Raw genomic sequence first — 18,325 nt, forward strand, 5'->3', positions numbered from 1 at the left:
CGGATCACCTACGCTCGGTAGCGTGAGCGAACCCCGGATCGCTGGGCTCCTGTTGGCGGGCGGCGCGGGGCGCCGGTACGGGATGCCGAAGGCACTGGTCGTGGTCGACGGTCGCCGGCTGGTCGAGCGTGGCCTCGCAACGCTGCGCGACGCGGCCTGCGACCCCGTCGTCGTGGTGTTGGGCGCGGCGGCGCAGCAGGTACGGTCTCGTACCGACCTGTCCGGCGCGACGGTGACGGACAATCCCGAGTGGCACACCGGCATGGGGTCGTCGCTGCGGGCCGGGCTGACCGCACTGACGGCGATCCCGGTGGACGCGGTCGCCGTGCTACTGGTCGACACACCCGGCGTCACCGCAGCCGCGGTCCGGCGTTTGCGCGGACTCGGCGACCGCACCGGGCTGGCGGTCGCCACGTACCACGGCCAGCCCGGGCATCCGGTCCTGCTCGGGCGCGACCACTGGCCAGCGGTATCGGCCATGGCGGTCGGCGACGTGGGCGCGCGCCGCTACCTCACCGCGCATGCCGATCTGGTGACCCACGTGCCCTGCGAGGACATCGCGGACGGCACCGACCTCGACGTTCCACGGGACAACCCCGCCGAAGCAGACGACTGAGTCGCGGTTACGGTGCCGACCCCTCTGAAGCGCCGGGCCCGCGCCCGCCGCAAAGCCGGCTGACGGTACGCCCGGCGCCAGCACCCGTCAGCGGCCCTGCAGGCGTTTCACGTTGTCGCCGAAGGTCCACCCCTTCGACCCGTCCCAGTTCGCCGACCAGGTCATCAGACCCTTGAGGCCGGGCACGGAGTTCCAGGCCTGCGTGACCAACGACGTCGACATGTAGCCGCCGCCCGCCCCGTTCTGCGCCGGCAGGCCCGGGACCTGCTTGTCGTACGGCACGCGGATGGTGGTGCCCTGGATGGTGAGGCCGTTGTTCAGGCACTGCGTCTGCACCGTGAAGCCCTGCACGGTGCCCGCCGGGTACGAGTCGCCGGAGCAGCCGTACATGCTGCCGTTGTAGTACTGCATGTTCAGCCACCAGAGCCGGCCGTTGTCCACGTACTTCTTGATGATCGGCAGGTACGAGCCCCAGATCGAGCCGTAGACCACACTGCCGCCGGTGACGTAGGCCGTCTCCGGTGCCATGGTCAGGCCGAAGTTCGACGGCATCCGGGCCAGCACGCCGTCGATGATCCGGATCAGGTTGGCCTGCGACGTCGACAGGGTGTTGATGTTGCCGCTGCCGGTGAGGCCGGTCTCGATGTCGATGTCGATGCCGTCGAAGTGGTAGGCCGTCAGGATCGGCACGATCGTCGCGATGAACCGGTCGGCGACCGCGGCGGAGCTCAGGTCGATGCCCGCGGCGGCCCCGCCGATCGACATCAGGATGGTGGCGCCGGCCGCTTTGGCCTGGCACATCTCGGCCGGGGTGGCCACCTTCACGCCAGCGTCCATGCCGTTCTCCCAGAGGACCGTGCCGTCCGCGCGGATCACCGGGAACGCCGCATTGATCACGTTGTAGCCGTGCTGGTTGAGTCGGCTGTCGGTGATCGGGATCCAGCCGAGTCCGGGGTGTACGCCGTTGGAGGCGCCGTCCCAGTTCTCCCAGTAGCCCTGCAACACCTTGCCGGCGGGCCGCGACTTCACCGCGCAGGTCCCGCCGGTGGGCGGCGGCGTGGTGGGGGGAGGTGTGGTCGGTGGTGGCGTGGTGGGCGGAGGCGTGGTGGGCGGCGGGGTCGTCGGTGGTGGCGTGGTGGGCGGCGGAGTGCTTCCCGAGCACGCGCCCAGGTCACGCCACAGCGACGGGGTCGCGGCGGGGTTCCAGCCGGCTCCGGGGTGCGCGGTGTGGGTGACCAGAGCCTGGTAGAGCCGGCCGCCGTAGGTGACCTGGGTGCCTGCCTGGTAGGTGATGCCCTCGGCCCAGCCCGGGGCGGTGCAGGCGACCATCGGGACGGCGTTGGCCGAGGACACGGCCGCCATGCTGCTGGGGACGAAGGCGACGGCGGCCGTGACGGCCATCGCCGCCCCGGCCACCACTGCGAAAATCCGACGGCTCCTCATGGCTCACTCCCCAGGCTTCGGCGACCCGTGACCTCCACATATTGACGTTCGTGAAGCTTAATATCAAGGGTTGTTTACAGATCCCGGGAAGTTGGGGGAGTGTGGAGCGCCGCCCGCGAGGTTCAGCGGTTCGCCGCTCCGCCGCTGGGGGTTGGCTGGACCCGCTCGAACCGCACCCGGCTGAGCCATCCCGGGAGGTCACTGAGCACGTACAGCTCGCCGTGCACGTCGGTGCCGAACGCGGTCGGCTGGGTGGGAAAGTTGCCGATCGTGGCGGACTCGTAGCCGCCCCTGGGTTTCGGACGCACGGCGAACGCGAGGGTCGAGCAGTAGTCGCTCGCGATGTAGGTCCCCCACGCCTCCGGGGTGGCGGACCCTCGGTACACCACGCCGCCGGTCACCGAGCAGTTCTCCGTGAGGTAGTGGTCGTACTCGAAGACCGGGTCGGTGTATCGCACGCCCGGTCGGCATTGCCCCGGGTCGAAGACCGGGGTGCCCTCTCGGCAGGACCAGCCGAGGTTCGCTCCGCGCTGCGACGGGCGGATGTGGTTGACCTCCTCGACCAGGCCCTGGCCGACATCGCCGATCCACAGTGAGCCGTCGACCTGGTCGATGGAGAATCGCCACGGGTTGCGGAGCCCGTAGACCCAGATTTCCGGCCGCGCGCCCGGCGTACGGACGAACGGGTTGTCGGAGGGCACGCAGTAGGGCTTTGCCCCGCAGGCGCGGTTGACCTCGATCCGCAGGATCTTGCCGAGCAGGGTGCCGAGGTTCTGACCTGTCTTGAACGGGTCGTTCGTGTGGCCGCCGTCGCCGAGGGACCAGTAGAGGTAGCCGTCGCGGCCGAACGCGACCTGCCCACCATTGTGGTTGCCGTACTCGGCGTGCTCCTGGGTGAGCAGCACCTGCACCCGCTCAGGAGCGCCGATGGGCACTCGCGCCAGGGTCAGCGCGCCGGCCGGTAGGCTCGTGTAGGCCACGTAGAGGATCCCGGTCCGCGCGAAGTTCGGCGCAGGCGTGATGCCGAGGAGACCGCGCTCGTTGTCCGACGTGTCGATCCGGGCGGTCAGGTCGAGCACCGGCTCGGCCGCCAAGCCGGTGTCGGGGTGGTAGGCGCGGACCGTGCCGTTCTTCTCCGCGATCAGCATCCGGCCGTCCGGCAGCCCGGTGATCGCGATCGGACGCTGCAAGCCGAAGGCCACCTGTTCGGATACCACGGTCAGCTCAGCCAGTGGCGCAGCGCGGCTGTGGGATGTGCCGGCCGCGGCGGTGCCGGCCACCGGCGCCGGTGGCAACAGAGAAGCAGACAGGGCCAAACCGAGCAGCCCGGCCAGCATGATGGCCGGGCGACAACGCCATCGCGACATGTTTCAGCTCCTCGAGCAGGTGGAGTGGGGGGACGAGATTTGGGAGCGTTCCCACAATACATTGACTTTCACTGATGTCCAGCATGCGGTCCTGCCGCCCTCCAGCCAGGGGAGGAGCCACCCCGGCCGGTGCCGAGAGAGTGGGCGGACCGAATCCATGTTGAGGCTCGTCGATGTTGCCAGGGCGGATCCGGGCGTGTTGGAATGGGTCACATAAGCCGCAGTGCGGGGGCAACCGTGCTGAGAACGGCCAGCACGGGAGCATCGCAGTGCCGGCAGCGCGCCGCTTTGGCGGACGCTCGCACGCCGCATCGCCGGGCCATGTCCATGACGACGGGCCTTCTGCCGTCCAGGCATCCTCGCCCGCCGTACGTATCCCCCGATGTGTGTCCCCGACGGACCGACGCGCTCGACGTCTGACGCGCCGGGGACATCCGATTCGGTCTGCCAGCGCACCAGAACCGGCGACGAGGTGAGAAGCAATCATGATTTCCCGAGCGAGTTTCGCGGGTTGGTACCGAAACCGCTTCGTGTGGGTGGCGGTGATCCTGCTGGTGGTGTCGGCCGGCACGGTCGTACTGGTCAACCGGGCCGGCCCGGAGTCGGAGCCGGCGGATCTGCAAGGGCAGATCCTGGCCCGGATGCGCACCACGCTCGAACAGGCGGACCCGGGGCAGCACAACCACGCCGGACACAGTGCCCAGCAGGTGGCCACCGAGGAAAAGAAGCCGGCAGTGATCTGCGGGGTCCGCGTCTACGGTTACGAGCCGGCCGAGGTCACCGTCCTCGCCGACGTCCAGACGGTTTATGGCTTCCACCTCTGCGGGGTGGCCGAACCGAAGCGCCCCTGGGACGTGGCGGTCAAGCTGGCCGGTCCAGTGATCATGGACATGTCCACCCAGCCTCCGGGCATCCAGGTGGTCGAGGCGACCGCCGACGTCAGGTTCGTCGACCGGCTGCGAGAGATGTTCCCGGACAAGTACGAGGAGTTGGCGCTCAAGGAGGCGCTGACCGACTCGGAAATGGCCGATCAGCGCCGCCGGTACGACGCCGCAGCCGGGCTTTGACCTCGCCGTGCGGCGACGCCGCGACTGTGGACCGCGCTGCGGGCAGACCCGTCGTTGATCCAGCGTCGGATCAGCGGCGATCTCGGTCAGTTCGATCCCGATCCGACCATAGATAGATCAGCATTGATATTTAAGTTCATAGATGTAACAGTTGGGTGGGAGCGTTCCCATATCGATCTCTCGTACCGAAGAATGGAGGATGAACAGTGCGTTCACCCAAGTCCGATCAATCCGGCGGACGATCCCGGTCAACCGTCCGAAGGTCCGTCCAGGCGCTCGTCCTGCTGTTCGCCATGGTGGTCGGTATGCTGCCCTCGGTCGGCGCAGCCCAGGCCCACGGCACCGTCATCAACCCGGCGAGTCGCGCCTACCAGTGCTGGAAGACCTGGGGCAACCAGCACATGAACCCCGCCATGCAGCAGCAGGACCCCATGTGTTGGCAGGCGTTCCAGGCCAACCCCGACACCATGTGGAACTGGATGAGCCAGCTGCGCGACGGCCTCGGCGGCCAGTTCCAAGCCCGCACTCCGGACGGACAGCTGTGCAGCAACGCCCTCTCCAGGAACGGCACAGTGAACCAGCCCGGAGCATGGAAGGCGACCAACGTCAGCTCCAACTTCACGGTCCAGATGTACGACCAGGCCAGCCACGGCGCTGACTACTTCCGGGTCTACGTCACCAAGCAGGGGTTCAATCGGGCTACCCAGCAGGTCGGGTGGGGCAACATCGACTTGATCGCGACGACCGGGCGCTACGCGCCGGCGCAGAACATCTCGTTCAACGTCTCGGTGTCTGGCCGCAGCGGTGGCCACGTCCTGTTCGTGATCTGGAAGGCGTCGCACATGGACCAGACCTACATGTGGTGCAGCGACATCAACGTCACCTGATCGGCAAGACCGGCAGCCGCGGCGCTACTCCGGCCCAGGACCTTGGCGTCCTGGGCCGGATTGTTCTTCCGTCGACCCTCCGCGAAGGAGAAGGACCCATGTCGAGAGTCATCGCCCGGTTCTGCGCGGTGTCGGTCGCCGCGTGCCTGCTGTTCGCCACTTGGTCGGCGGCAACGCCGAAGGAGGCGGCGGCGCTCGACCCGACCGTCGGCTATGTGATGGCGCACTTCACCGGCGAGTCGTCGACCGACCAACAGATCTACCTCGCCCACAGCACCGACGGCCTGCGCTGGACGGACCTCAACAACGGCGGGCTCGTGCTGCGTTCGACCGTCGGCACCCGCGGCGTGCGCGACCCCGCCCTGGTCCGCTCGCCGGGCGGCGACCGGTACTGGATGATCGCCACCGATCTGTGCATCGGCTGCGGTCAGGACTGGTCGACCGCCATCAACAACGGCAGTCGCAACCTCGTCGTGTGGGAGTCCACCGATCTGGTCAACTGGTCAGCGCCGTGGCTGCTCAACGTCGCCGGCGCGATCCCGGACGGACGCAATGCCTGGGCTCCGGAGGCGATCTGGAACCCGGCCACCGGCGACTACGTCCTCTACTGGGCGACGAACGTCCCGCTCAACGGGGTGACCAAGCACCGCATCTACTACGCCCGCACGGCGAACTTCCGCAGCATCACCACGCCGCAGGTCTACATCAGCCGGCGTGGCAGCCAGGAGATCATCGACACCCAGATCGTCGAGCTGCCGGCCGGCGTCGGCGCCTACCGTTACGTCCGCGCCTCCCGGGACGGCCAGCTCGCCATCGAAGGCAGCAACTCCATCCTCGGCGCCTGGACGAACCTCGGGAACCTGTCCGGCATCGGGCTGACGGGCTCACAGGTCGAAGGCCCGATGTGGATGAAATTCAACTCCCGCAACGAGTGGGTTCTCTACCTTGACCAGTACTCCACCGGGCGCGGTTACCTGCCCGTCCTGAGCACCGATCCGTCGAGCCCGGGCGGCTTCCGACTGCCGGCATCCGGCTCGTACGCCATGGGCGGCACCAAAAAACGGCACGGTTCGATCCTCAACCTGACCGCCGCCGAGCAGAACCGCCTGCTGGCCCGCTGGCCCACCACCGCGGTCAACCGCATCCAGTCGTACAACCTCCAGGACCGGTTCGTACGGCACGCCGATTACGACGTCCGCATCGACCCGAATGTCAGCCCCGCCCAGGACGGCCAGTGGCGGGTGGTGCCGGGTCTGGTCGGCTCCGGCACGGTCTCCATCCAATCGGTGAACTTCCCGGGCCACTACCTGCGCCACTACGGGTTCGACTTCCGGCTGGAAGCCAACGACGGCACCGCCACCTTCGCCGCCGACGCCACGTTCCGGCAAGTCGCCGGCCTCGCCAACTCCTCGTGGACATCGTTGCAGTCCTACAGCCACCCGGACCGCTACATCCGGCACTACAACTACCTGCTCCGGCTCGATCCGATCCCCGATGCGCAGAGTCGCGCCGACGCCACCTTCCGCATGACCAACTGAACTCCGACTGCGGCCCACACCGATTGGACACGTCATGACGCGGAGCAAGTCGTCCCGTGGTCACCTCTCGCGGAGCACCCGGTCGTCGCGCCGTCTACTGATCGCCCTGGTGACCGCGATGACTGCGATGGTTGGCGTCGTCGTCACGGTCACGTCGTCGCCGGTCACCGCCGCCACCGCCCAGTTCCGAGGCATGAACTGGGCGGTGTTGGGTGACAACTTCAGCACCAGCCCGCTCGTCGTGCAGGGCCTGAGCTCGTCCGACAGCAACGCGACAGTGCGGGCCAAGGCCAATGCCCTCTACGACGACTTGGCCTCCACGATGGGGGTCGACACCGTCCGGCTGCCCATCAACACCCACACGGTGGGGACGGCATGGTGGGAGGCGTATCGAGGCGCCATCGACGCCGCCACCGCCCGCGGATTCAAGGTCATCCTCGCCTACTGGGAGGACGGTGCCGCCTCCGGCGGCAGAATCACGAACCTCGCCGCGTGGAACGCGATGTGGTCCACGGTGACCAACTCGTACGGCGCGAACACCAACGTCTACTTCGAGCCCATGAACGAGCCGCACGGATACAGCTCGGCGGAGTGGCGCGACATCGCGGCGAACTGGCTCAGCTACCACTACTCGGCGGTGCCCGGCCGGGTGCTCATCGGCGGCACCGGCTACAGCCAGGACCTGCGCGACATCTGCAACGACACCCGCTTCAACCCGACGCTGCTGTCCTTCCACCACTACGCCTTCTTCTACGGCGCGATGACCTACGACGCCTTCCGCAGCCACATCCAGACCCGCCTCGGCAACTGCGCCTCCCGCGCGGTCGCGACCGAGTTCGGCGCTCCCATGCACGACGGCCGCAACTACGCCGACGCGAGCAGCGCGGACAACTTCGTACGCCACATCCGCGCCATGGCCCAGGTCATGCGCGACAACCACATGGGCGGCACCTACTGGCCCGCCCTCGGCGGCAAGCCCGGCAGCATCGGTTACGACGGCTACTCGATGTTCTCCCTCAGCGGCAGCGGCACCAACCTCAACCTGACCGTCCGCAACACCTCCGGCGCTGACCGGATCCGGTATGCGTGGGGCGACACCATCGAGGGTGGCCCCACGACGCCTCCACCAGCGACGGGAACGGTCTACAGGATCGCCGTGCGGCACAGCGGCAAGGCCATGGACGTCCAGTCACCGAACACCGACAACGGCGCGCGCGTCGGCCAGTACACCTACGGCGGCAATGCGTGGCAGCAGTGGCAGTTCCAGGACGCCGGCAGCGGCCACTGGCGCATCATCAGCCGGCACAGCGGAAGGTGCCTTGATGTGGTGAGCGCTTCGACCGCCGACGGTGCCGAGCTCATCCAGTACACCTGTGGCACCGGCACCAACCAGCAGTTCCAGATGGTCGCCAACGGCAGCTACTTCCAGCTCCGGGCACGACACAGCGGCAAATGCGTGGACGTACCCGCCGCGTCGACCGCCGACGGCGTGATCCTCAAGCAGTATCCGTGCAACGCCGGCGCCAACCAGCAGTGGTCGCGCACGGCCGTCTAACGGTCGTCTCGACGTAGCCACCGAACCACGGCGGCCCACGTACCCCCGGTCATGAGCTGGCGCTCGGTGACCGGGGGTACGTGCGGTACCGACGCCGACACCCGTGCGCCCGTGGACAGCACGTGCATCCCGCAGAACATAATTTATTAAATAATATTGACACCCACGCGTAACCGATTGCAAGATCGATCGAAACAACCCAGGAGTACGGGTCCCACTGCTGCGAAGGAACCCCGTGTGAGACGACATCTGATCACCGCCCTGACCGCCGTCACGGCCAGCCTGCTGATCGTGCCCGCCCCGGCCCACGCCGCAGCCGCGAAAGACGCTGTGGTTACCACCAAACCGGCACCCCAGCAGGTGCTGAGCCCCACGCCCTACCAGGGCTGGAACACCTACTTCGGCCTCGGCGGCAACTTCTCCGAGGAGTCCGTCCGGGAGGTTGCCGACTCGATCGTCAGCCGTGGCCTGGCCAAGGCCGGCTACGACATCGTCTGGCTGGACGGCGGTTGGCAGGACCCGGAGCCGCGTACGGCCGCCGGTGACCTGCAGGCCGACCGGACTCGTTTCCCGAACGGGCTCAAGCCGCTGGTCGACTACATCCACTCCAAGGGCCTGAAGGCGGGCATCTACACCGACGCCGGTCCGTACATCCCCGGCAAGTGCGGGCTCGGCAGCGGCGGCGGCTACTACCAGCGCGACGCGAACCACTTCGCCGCCCTGGAGTTCGACGCGGTGAAGGTGGACTTCCTCTGCGGGATCGCCGCCGACCTGGACCCGAAGACCGCCTACACCGAGTTCGCCCAGGCGCTGCGGAACAACGCCAGCAAGCGGCCGATCATCTTCAACCTGTGCAACCCGGTGACCTCCCCGGACTGGGGCAACTACCCGGAGGAGCAGCAGTCGACGTACTCCTGGACCTATGCCCCCCAGATCGCACAGTCCTGGCGGACCTACACCGACGTGGGTTTCGTCGGTGACATCAAGTTCAAGGACGTGCTGCGCAACTACGACGCGAACGCGCGGCACCCCGAGGTCGCCGGACCGGGTCACTTCAACGACCCGGACTACCTGGCTCCCGGGCTCGGCATGTCCGAGGAGGAGTTCCGGACGCAGATGACGCTCTGGTCCGCGGCCGCCGCGCCGCTGGTGATCGGGAGCGACATCCGTAAGCTCAGCCAGGCCTCGATCGACACGCTCACCGACCCCGAGGTCCTGGCGATCAACCAGGACCCTGCCGGTGTCCAGGCCGTCCGCGTCGGCCCCGCCGGCACGACCGAGACCTGGGTCAAGCGCCTGGCCAACGGTGACCGCGCCGTGGTGCTGCTCAACCGCGGTGAGAGCTCGAAGATCATCACCACGAAGGCCTCGTCCGTCGGCCTGTCCGGAGCCCGCTTCACCGTGAAGAACGCGTGGACCAACCAGGTCACCGAGAGCGCGGGCACCCTCAGCGCCGCGGTTCCGGCGCACGGCGCCGCACTGCTCCGGGTCGCCCCGGCGCGCGGTCTGCCGGGCACTCCGCACGTGACCGCCGGCCTGCCGCAGGTCACCAAGGTCGGTAACTCCGCCACGCCGGAGGGGACCGCACCCGTGGTCGGCGGCGGTGACCAGGCGCGGGTCGAGGTTGTCGTACGCAACGACGGCCTGCTGCCCGTACTCAAGCCGCAGGTTGGTCTCGCCGCGCCGGCTGGCTGGACGGTCCGGGCACTCAGCGGGGCGCCGATCGTGCTCGCGCCAGGTCGGTCCACCACCTTCGCCTTCACGGTGACCCTCCCGGCCACCGCCGCTCCCGGCGACGCCGCGTTGACCGCCACCACGTCATACGAAGTCCTCGGGCGCGGCACGTCGCGTCAGACGTCGGTGTCGACGGTGGTGGTCGCCCCGGCGCCGCCGGCCGGTGACGTCGTGCTGTCCCACCACACGTGGATCAGTGCCACCAGCGGTTGGATGACCCCGACGGTCGACCAGAGCGTCGGCGGCGGGTCGCCGATCAGCATGATCGGCCAGGTGTACCCGACCGGCCTCGGCGTCGCCTCCCCCTCCACGGTCCGTTACTACGTGGGCGACAAGTGCGACCGGCTGACCGCGACCGTCGGCCTGGACGACGCGGTACGCAACGTCGGTCCCGAGGGGGCCACCTCGACCTTCCAGGTGGTCGGCGACGGTCGGGTCCTGTTCGACAGCGGCGTGCTGACCCGTGACGACATCCGTCAGGTCGACGTCGACCTGACCGGCGTCCGGGTGCTCGACCTGCTGGTCGGCGACGGCGGCGACGGCGGCTACAACGACCGCGCCAACTGGGCCGGCCTGAACGCCAGCTGCTGACGCCTGGCCAGTCGTAGTGTGACCGAGGCTCTGGCCGGGGGTTAAGCCCTGGCCAGAGCCGCGGTCACGTCGGACGCCGGCCAGGGCAGCGTGGCCGCCCTGGCCGTAGTGCAGCTCGTCGTCGTGCCGTTCAGGAGATTGGCCCAAACTCGGTGGGGTCGCCCCATACTTGGCCGCCAGTGGTAGTGCCGGGGTAGACCCAGACCTGCCCCGTGGCTGCCTCGCCCGCGACGAGGTCGTCGTAACCGTCCTGATCGAAGCGGAGAGAGGCGAGCTCATTACTGCCCGCCCAGCCGCTGCCGAAGACCTCGACCCTGCTGCCGAAGGAGCCGCCCCCAGCGGTGCCGGGGTAGAGCCACACCTTGCCGGTGGACTTCTCCACGGCCATCAGGTCGTCGTACGCGTCCCGGTTGAACCGGCCACCCACCACCGCGCCGAGGGCGTTCCAGTCGCCGGAGTCGATGATGCTGCTCGCACCCCAACTGCTGCCGGCAGCGGTGCCCGGGTAGAGGCGCAGCTTCCCGGTGGACTTCTCCACGGCCACCACGTCGTCGTACGCGTCACCGTTGAAGCGACCCGCGGTCAGCCGCTCCAGCCCCAGCCAGTTGAAGCCGACCGGCGTCGTACCACGACTACCCCAGAAGGTGCCGGTCGCCGTGCCGGGATAGAGCCACAGGCTGCCCGTGCTGATTTCCATGGCGAGCAGGTCGTCGAAGTTGTCTCCGTTGAACCGACCGACAGTGAGATCTCGATAGCCGCTCCAGCCGGCGCCGACGCCGACTCGAGGACCCCAGGTGCCGGCGCCGGTACCCGGGTAGAGCCACAGCCGACCGGTGCCCTTCTCGACGCTGATCAGGTCGGCGTGCTCGTCGCGGTTGAATTCGCCGGTGACCGACTCCAGCAGACCGTGCGGCTGCATGACGGGAATCCGCCCGACGGGCTGGACACGGGCGCCGAGCGAGCCGCCGGCGGCCGTGCCGGGGTACAGCCAGACCTGCTCATTCTCGACGGCGACCAGGTCGTCGTAGCCGTCCGGGTTGAGCCTGCCGGCCGCGAGCGCGGTCAGCCCTCTGCCTCCGGTCTGAGTGGTGGCCAGCTGTCCCCAGGTCGATCCACCGGTCGGGGTGCCCGGGTACATGTGGATATCACCGCTGCTCTTGTCCAGCGCCAAGAGGTCGTCGTAGCTGTCGCGGTTGAAACGACCTGCGACCAGTTCGCGCTTGGCCGTCCACCCGCTGAAGCCGATCTCCGTCACGCCGCCCCACAGTGTGCCTCCGGCCGAAGTGCCCGGGAACATGAGTAGCTTGCCGGTGGAGAGCTGGATGCCGGCCAGGTCCTCGTAGGCGTCCCTGTTGAACCGGCCGGCGACCAGGTCGGTCAGGTCCTGCCAATTCGAGCCGGCCACCAGGCGGTCTCCGAACCCGCTGCCGTCGGCGGTGCCCGGGAACAGCCACAGCGTGTTGGTGGACACCTCTATGCCGAGCAAATCGTCGTAGGCGTCGCCGTCGAACTGACCGGAGACGAGGTCTCGGTAGCCGCTCCAGTTGGTCTCCGGCTCAAGCTGGATTCGCTCGCCCCAGACCCGGTCCACGGACGTGCCGGGATAGAGCCAGAGCTTGCCGGTGCCCGGCTCTACAGCTATCAGGTCGTCGCGTCCATCGCGGGTGAACTCTCCGGCAACGGTGTTGGACAGCGCGTAGGGCTGGAGACGGACGGTTTCCCGGAACCAGTCGCCCAGGTCGTCGAGGCGGGTCTGGGTGGCGCCGGTACGGGTTTCGGTCTCGCCGAGGCAGCCCTGTTGCCAGCTCGTGTTGTTGATCGCTACCAGGTCGATGCCGGCGTCCGTCTCGCGGAAGGCCGGGCCGCCCCCGTCACCCTTGCAGATCGTGGCCGCAGCGGAGGTGCCGGTGACGTCCATGGTCGTCGCGCCTACTGCGCCGACGGTGAAGGTGGCAGTGTGCAGCCGGTCGGGCACCCACTCGGTCGCGGTACGACCGTAGCCGGTAACTCGCAGGGTCTCCGCCGAGGTGGGCGGTGCGCTGGACCAGGGTATCGGCGTGACGTCGGTGACCGGTGCGGACAGCTCCGCGAGCAGGACGTTGCGGGTCGGGTGCGGAACCAGGGTGGAGACCGCCAGGCGATGCCCTGAGGCACCGGCGAGATTCGTCCGCCCCACCAGGACGCTCGTGGGGCGGCTCGGCGCACCCTCGGCGACCGCCGCCGTCCCGTCGGTGAAGCAGGACTTCGCCGTGAGGACCCACCGGCTGGCGACCAGAGCACCGGTGCAGCTGTGCAGGTCTCCGAAGGTCACTTTGGCGGTGAACGGGTAGCCGCCGTCCGGGACGTCCTGGCCGCCCGAGACCGCGGATGCGCTGCTGCCGGCGAGGACTCCGGCGGCCAGCCCAGCCACCGCCATGGCACCGCCCCAGGCGCGTGCAGGCCTACCGAACAAGATGTTCCTCCGTCAGCCAGGTGGGCCGATCCGACGTCGAACTGATGGTCGAAGGCTATCCATGTCTTCAAGGTGGGCGAGACCCATGAGGAGAAAACGCGCGAATCGCGCGGGTGTCAGTCCCACGTACCGGTTCCAGCCGGCCGGCACTGACACTTGCGGTCCGCCGTGTTTCGACAGGTAGCCATCGAGCGCTCTGGCCAACCCGAAACCTGATCCGTAGACTGCGGTCGATTCGTCGGCGAGTGCGGCGGATCGAGGCGGTCGGCCAATTCCACATTGGGCGGCTGTCGCCACGGCGTATGGACGGGGGATGATGCTGTGGGCGTATTTTCGAGGTCTCTTACTGCCCTGATCGCTGGCGGTGCAGCCCGCCGCGGCGGCCGAGGTGCTTGCCCGACGGTGCAGCGCGCTACACATGGGCGATGGGCGAATCATGCTGGTTAACTACGGCGCCAGCCCGAACAACCCGCCGGCAGACCTCATCCTGGTGCAGAGCAACTATCTGACGCTCCCGGGCAGCCCAAGCTTCCGCTCCACGGCGGTGCCGCCAGCCGACGACCCGGGCGACCCGGGCGACCCGGGCGACCCGAGCGTGGTCAAGCCCGAAAAGGGCGATCCTGGTGAGCTTCAGCCGGTCTGTGTCGGAGCAAGTGAGGGTGACGCGGTCCTCCTCAAACTTCGCTACCCGTACACGGCATCCTGACCTTCCGGTCATTCGGGCGCCTCCGCGGACGGCGCTCCGGTCGGCCGACGACGCCCGCTACCACTGGTCAACCCGGCCTCGGACATCAAGTCCGTTGCCGATCGCGTTTCCACTCGCTTCGAAGCATCGGGGGATCTTGTGAACGAGTCTCGATTCTGGCGGTCGGCCAGTGCCGGTCCGCGGATCAGGGCAAAAATCCTCGCCGGCCTACTGGCCACAGTGGTCGGAGCCGGGCTGTTGAACGCACCGGCCCGGGCAGACGTTCCGGATGACACTCGGGCCAACCGGTACCAGGTACTGCTGGCCATGCGGCTTGGCGACGGCAACGTCGCGCGGGCGGCGGCCGCAGCACTTGCCGGCACCGACGACGATGTCGCCCGGTTCCTTGAGGACGGGTTCGGCGAGGCGTGGGCGCAGGACGACCTGGTTCGCGTCGAGGAGTACGGCGGTCTGGGCGGGCCGACGATCAAGCAGGCGGCCCAGACGGCACTGGCCGGCTCGGCGGAGGAACGCTCGACGTTCCTCAGCGGCGGTTGGGAAGTGGCCTGGGTCGTCGACGAGCGAATCCGGGTCGGCCAGGTGATGGCGGCTGGTGGGGCGACCACCAAGCGCGCCGGGGAGACCGCGCTGAATGGCACCGAGGAGGACCTCACCGAGTTCCTCTCCGCCGGCCAGTACGTCTCCCGTGAAGTAGACGACCGGATCCGGGTGGGTCAGATCATGACGGGCGGCGGCCCGGCGGTGAAGGCCGCCGCACAGGTCGCTCTCGGCGGCACCCGGGAGGACGTCCGCGAGTTTCTGCTGCGCGGCCAGCACCTGGCTCGCGCCCGGGACGAGGAAACCGAGACCATCACCCAACTCGTCCAGCTGGCCCGCGAGGCCGGCACACTCGCCGCGCAGGAGACACTGCAGGCCGAGCAGGCTGCGGCGCAGGCCGTGGAGTCGGCCCGGCTGGCGAAGGAGGCAGCGCAGCGGGCGGCGCGGGAGACTCAGGAGGCCGGACAGGATTCGCGGGGTGCCGCTGCCGCCGCCAGTCGGGCGGCCGACGCGGCAGGCCGGGCCGCCAACGCGGCGCAGCGGGCGATCGGGGCCGCAAATGCCGCGAGCAACGCGGCACGGGTGGCCTCCGGAGCTGCGGCGCGGGCCGCCCGGGCCGCAGCACTGGCCGGCAGCGCCGCTGCCCGGGCGAACACCGCCGCGTCCAATGCGGCAACGGACGCCGGCAAGGCGCAGCAGGCGCGCGACGCGGCACAGGTGGCGCGGAACGCTGCGGTACAGGCCCGGCAGGCGGCAGAGGCGTCGGAGGCATCGCAACGGGCCTCAGCTGCGTCGGACGGCGCCGTACTCGCGGCGGCGGGTGCCATGGCGAACGCGCTGCTGGCTGCGGCGGCGGCGGAGGACGCGGCGGCGCATTCGGGGCTGTCGCAGGCCGAGGCGGCCAAGGCCCGTCAGGCCGCCGCGCTCGCGCGACGCAAGGCAGGAGAGGCACAGCGGGCGGCGGGTGAAGCGGCGACGCAGGCCCGCAGGGCCGCGACCGCTGCGGGTCAGGCGGCAGCAGCCGCGCGCAGTGCCGCCACCCACGCGGACAACGCTGCCGCAGCGGCCGACGAGGCCGCGGAGCACGCCGGCCAGGCAGAGTACGCGGCACAGAAGGCGCTGCTGCACGCGCGTAACGCGCTGACCGCGGCCGAGACCGCCGGGACCGCCGCCGGGCAGGCCGAACAGGTGGAGGAGAACGCCCGGGAGGCCGACGCGCAGCGGTTGGCCGTGCAGACGGTGGAAGCCACGCTGGATGCGGAGACTGCCCGTAAGGAGGAGGAGGCGCAACTCGCGCGGGCCGCGTGGGACGACGCCGAACAAATCCGTCGGGACGCGGAGGTCCGGCAGTGGCTGGCCGAGGCCACTGCACCCGGGGCGTCCGCGGAGGTGGTGCTGCGCAACGGCCGGCAGGTCGCCGGCCGGCTGCTGCAAACCGGAGGATCATGGACCCGAGTCGCGGCGGAGGACGCGCTGCTCGGCTCTGAACTCGACGTGCGGCACTTCGTCACGACCGGGCTGGCGCTCGCGGAGGCCCAGGACAACCGCGCCATCGTGGCGCACCTGGCGGATACGGCTACCAAGCCGGCGATCAAGCAGGCGGCGGAGACAGCGCTGTTCGGTTCGGACGCCGACGTGCAGCAGTGGCTGACGACCCGTGAATATGTGGGCAAGGAACAGGACGACCGGATCCTGATCGGTCAACTCATCACCGCCGGTGGGCCGACGATGCGGACGGCTGCGCAGACTGCACTTAACGGCACCGCCGCGGACCGGCTGGAGTTCATACGCAAGGGCCGGTACGCCGCGGCGGAGCAGGACGACCGGATCGCCGTGGCGCAGCTGATGAGCGCTGGCGGACCGGAAGTCAAGTCGGCGGCCACGATCGCCCTCTCCGGCACCCGTGCCGCGCTGCGGCACTTCCTGGACGTTGCGCAGCACAAGGCACGGGAGCGGGACGAGGCGACCGCAGCGCACGTGGCAAAGATGCGCTCCATGGTGGCCGAGGCTTCCAGGGTGGCGGCGCAGGCGCGGGTGGATGCCGCCCGCGCGGCGGAGGCTGCGGCCCGGGCGCGCGACGCAGCGGACGAGGCGGCGGAATATGCCCGGCAGGCAACCGCGTCGGCGAACCAGGCGGCGGTCTTCGCCGAGCGGGCGAGCCAGTCCGCGGCCGCAGCGCGGCAATCGGCGGCGGCTGCTGCGGCATCCGCCCAGCGCGCTGCTGCGGCGGCGGAGTCGGCCAAGGCTTCTGCCGCGTCCGCGCAGCGGTCGGCCACGGCCGCAACAAACTCGGCGGCGCGCGCCCAGCACTACGCCGCATCGGCGGCTGACGCAGCGGCCCGCGCGCGACAATCCGCCGAGGACGCCGCCAAGAGCGCGGCCGAGGCACGCCAGTTCGCCACCGAGGCGTTGCAGGCGGCAGTCGACAAGCAGCGGGCGGAAGCGGAGGAGCGCCGCCGGGCCAACCAGCCAGACCCGGGTCGCACCGAGTGCAACCTTGCCCTCTATCTGCACGGTGCCTGCAAAGATCCGCTGCTGGACGCCCTCAACCGTGGTGACAACTGGTGCACGACCCAGTTCGGGCACGGTGCGATCTGTGACGGCGTGATCGAGCAATACCGGGACAGCAACGAGGAGGACAAGCGCGTCGTCCAGCTCGTCCTGACTATCTGCGGATTCGTACCCGTCATCGGCGAGCCGTGCGACGCCTTGGACGCGGTCATCGCGTTCCTGGAGGGCGACGTCGAAGGTGGCTTCACCTCGCTGTTCGCGATGATTCCGGGAATCGGCTGGGTCGCGGGTGGCAAGCGCGGCGTGGATTTGCTCCGGGAACTGCGCAAGTTCGGTAAAAAGACCGGTTGCCCTGTCGTGCCGGGAGGGCGGATCGAAGGGTCAACCGCCGGTGAGCGGGCCCCAGTCCTGGCAGTTCTTGCGGATAAAAAGGATCCGCTACGGTTCGTCGGTGACTACACCGGACGGCTGGATAAATACCAGAGCAACGGTGGTCAGGCCAGTTTCGAGATTCACGTCTACTACCAGGGTAGGGAATACGGCTTCTTCGGTAGCAACGGGTGGTTCTCGAAGCACTCCCTGCCCATCCCCGCCAATCCGCCTCGTGAGTTGGAGAACATTCTCAAGGGTTACGCGGTCGATTACATGCGCCGCAGCGGACAGCTGCGGGATTCTGATAGCGTCAAGGGCGACTCGTGGAAGCGAACGCGGATCGAGGCCTGCGGGTGAAGTATGTGAAGGTCGAATGGACGGGCACCGGCTACCTGCACGACCCGACCGAGTACCTCGACTGGCTTGCCCAGCACTCGGGGGAGTTGCCGCCGGGCGCCGCGGCCTTCGCCACTGACCCCGGGCACTACAACATCCACAGTCCCCGCTGCGTGAAGGACCTGAAGTCCACCCGGATGAGTGCGGCGGACCAGAGTGACGAGTTGACGCTCGAGTTGTTCTTCGCTCTGAATGACTTCACCCGGGAGCAGGGCCTTCGGATCACGTACGCCGACGTTGTGGATTTCAGCGTCGAAGTAACGGCCTCCCGTGGGCAGTACGGGTGGCCCGAAATCCGGCGGCTCGGAGAGCTGCAACTCGACGAACTGCTGCCTCACGAAAAGGGGTGTAGTCACGAAATAAAGATGACCGGTGGTGTTATCAAGGTGGTTTCTGCCGACCTGTCGGCAAAATGGACCGAAGATGAGAGCGGCACCGCCGACGACCGCCGGGCAAATGCCTGACTACTGGCCTTCGGAGTTGTCGCCTCGTTCCGTCATGACGAGGCCGCGTGCCTCGGCACCGTGATCGGGGCGATCGGCCGACCGGGACG

Annotated in this window: 12 protein-coding genes; 9 read left to right on the top strand and 3 right to left on the bottom strand. The window is 68.8% G+C overall.

The features are described from left to right. Window positions 1-22: 22 nt before the first annotated feature. Window positions 23-616, top strand: coding sequence for a nucleotidyltransferase family protein (locus HNR20_RS26920; RefSeq protein WP_184185331.1), 594 nt, complete (start codon window positions 23-25; stop codon window positions 614-616). An 87-nt stretch (window positions 617-703) separates the two neighbouring features. Here the strand turns inward: HNR20_RS26920 and HNR20_RS26925 are convergent, their stop codons facing one another. Continuing rightward, the gene (locus HNR20_RS26925) at window positions 704-2,059 is read right to left on the bottom strand and encodes a carbohydrate-binding protein (protein WP_184185334.1); all 1,356 of its coding nucleotides are present in this window, start codon (window positions 2,057-2,059) and stop codon (window positions 704-706) included. A gap of 122 nt (window positions 2,060-2,181) precedes the next feature. Then, window positions 2,182-3,426 carry a PQQ-dependent sugar dehydrogenase gene (locus HNR20_RS26930; RefSeq protein ID WP_184185337.1) on the bottom strand — a complete coding sequence of 415 codons (1,245 nt, stop codon included), beginning with the start codon at window positions 3,424-3,426 and terminating at the stop codon, window positions 2,182-2,184. A 485-nt stretch (window positions 3,427-3,911) separates the two neighbouring features. Here HNR20_RS26930 and HNR20_RS26935 point away from each other — a divergent pair, with 485 nt between their 5' ends. From HNR20_RS26935 to HNR20_RS26955, 5 genes are all read left to right on the top strand, one after another. Then, window positions 3,912-4,493, top strand: a complete 582-nt coding sequence (locus tag HNR20_RS26935) for a hypothetical protein (RefSeq protein ID WP_184185340.1) — start codon at window positions 3,912-3,914, stop codon at window positions 4,491-4,493. A 293-nt stretch (window positions 4,494-4,786) separates the two neighbouring features. Continuing rightward, window positions 4,787-5,380 carry a lytic polysaccharide monooxygenase auxiliary activity family 9 protein gene (locus HNR20_RS26940; protein WP_221309931.1) on the top strand — a complete coding sequence of 198 codons (594 nt, stop codon included), beginning with the start codon at window positions 4,787-4,789 and terminating at the stop codon, window positions 5,378-5,380. 98 nt (window positions 5,381-5,478) lie between these two features. Continuing rightward, window positions 5,479-6,918 (top strand): glycoside hydrolase family 43 protein, encoded by a 1,440-nt coding sequence (locus HNR20_RS26945; RefSeq protein WP_184185343.1) that lies wholly within the window; start codon window positions 5,479-5,481, stop codon window positions 6,916-6,918. Between the two features lie 118 nt (window positions 6,919-7,036). Beyond that, window positions 7,037-8,473, top strand: a complete 1,437-nt coding sequence (locus HNR20_RS26950) for an RICIN domain-containing protein (RefSeq protein WP_229687287.1) — start codon at window positions 7,037-7,039, stop codon at window positions 8,471-8,473. Between the two features lie 237 nt (window positions 8,474-8,710). Beyond that, the gene (locus tag HNR20_RS26955) at window positions 8,711-10,798 is read left to right on the top strand and encodes an NPCBM/NEW2 domain-containing protein (RefSeq protein ID WP_184185349.1); all 2,088 of its coding nucleotides are present in this window, start codon (window positions 8,711-8,713) and stop codon (window positions 10,796-10,798) included. A 130-nt stretch (window positions 10,799-10,928) separates the two neighbouring features. Here HNR20_RS26955 and HNR20_RS26960 read toward each other — a convergent pair whose 3' ends face one another. Beyond that, window positions 10,929-13,214, bottom strand: coding sequence for an FG-GAP-like repeat-containing protein (locus HNR20_RS26960; RefSeq protein ID WP_184185352.1), 2,286 nt, complete (start codon window positions 13,212-13,214; stop codon window positions 10,929-10,931). A gap of 472 nt (window positions 13,215-13,686) precedes the next feature. Between HNR20_RS26960 and HNR20_RS26965 the strand changes: the two genes are divergently transcribed. The 3 genes from HNR20_RS26965 (at window position 13,687) to HNR20_RS26975 (ending at window position 18,236) form a co-directional block, all read left to right on the top strand. Continuing rightward, window positions 13,687-13,956 carry a hypothetical protein gene (locus HNR20_RS26965; protein ID WP_184185354.1) on the top strand — a complete coding sequence of 90 codons (270 nt, stop codon included), beginning with the start codon at window positions 13,687-13,689 and terminating at the stop codon, window positions 13,954-13,956. Window positions 13,957-14,094: 138 nt separating this feature from the next. After that, window positions 14,095-17,733 (top strand): ALF repeat-containing protein, encoded by a 3,639-nt coding sequence (locus HNR20_RS26970; RefSeq protein ID WP_229687286.1) that lies wholly within the window; start codon window positions 14,095-14,097, stop codon window positions 17,731-17,733. Beyond that, entirely contained in the window at window positions 17,700-18,236 is a 537-nt protein-coding gene (locus HNR20_RS26975) for a hypothetical protein (protein WP_184185356.1), read from the top strand. Before HNR20_RS26970 ends, HNR20_RS26975 begins: the two co-directional genes overlap by 34 nt. The last annotated feature ends 89 nt before the right edge of the window (window positions 18,237-18,325 follow it).

It is taken from the genome of Micromonospora parathelypteridis (genome assembly GCF_014201145.1).
GTDB lineage: Bacteria > Actinomycetota > Actinomycetes > Mycobacteriales > Micromonosporaceae > Micromonospora > Micromonospora parathelypteridis.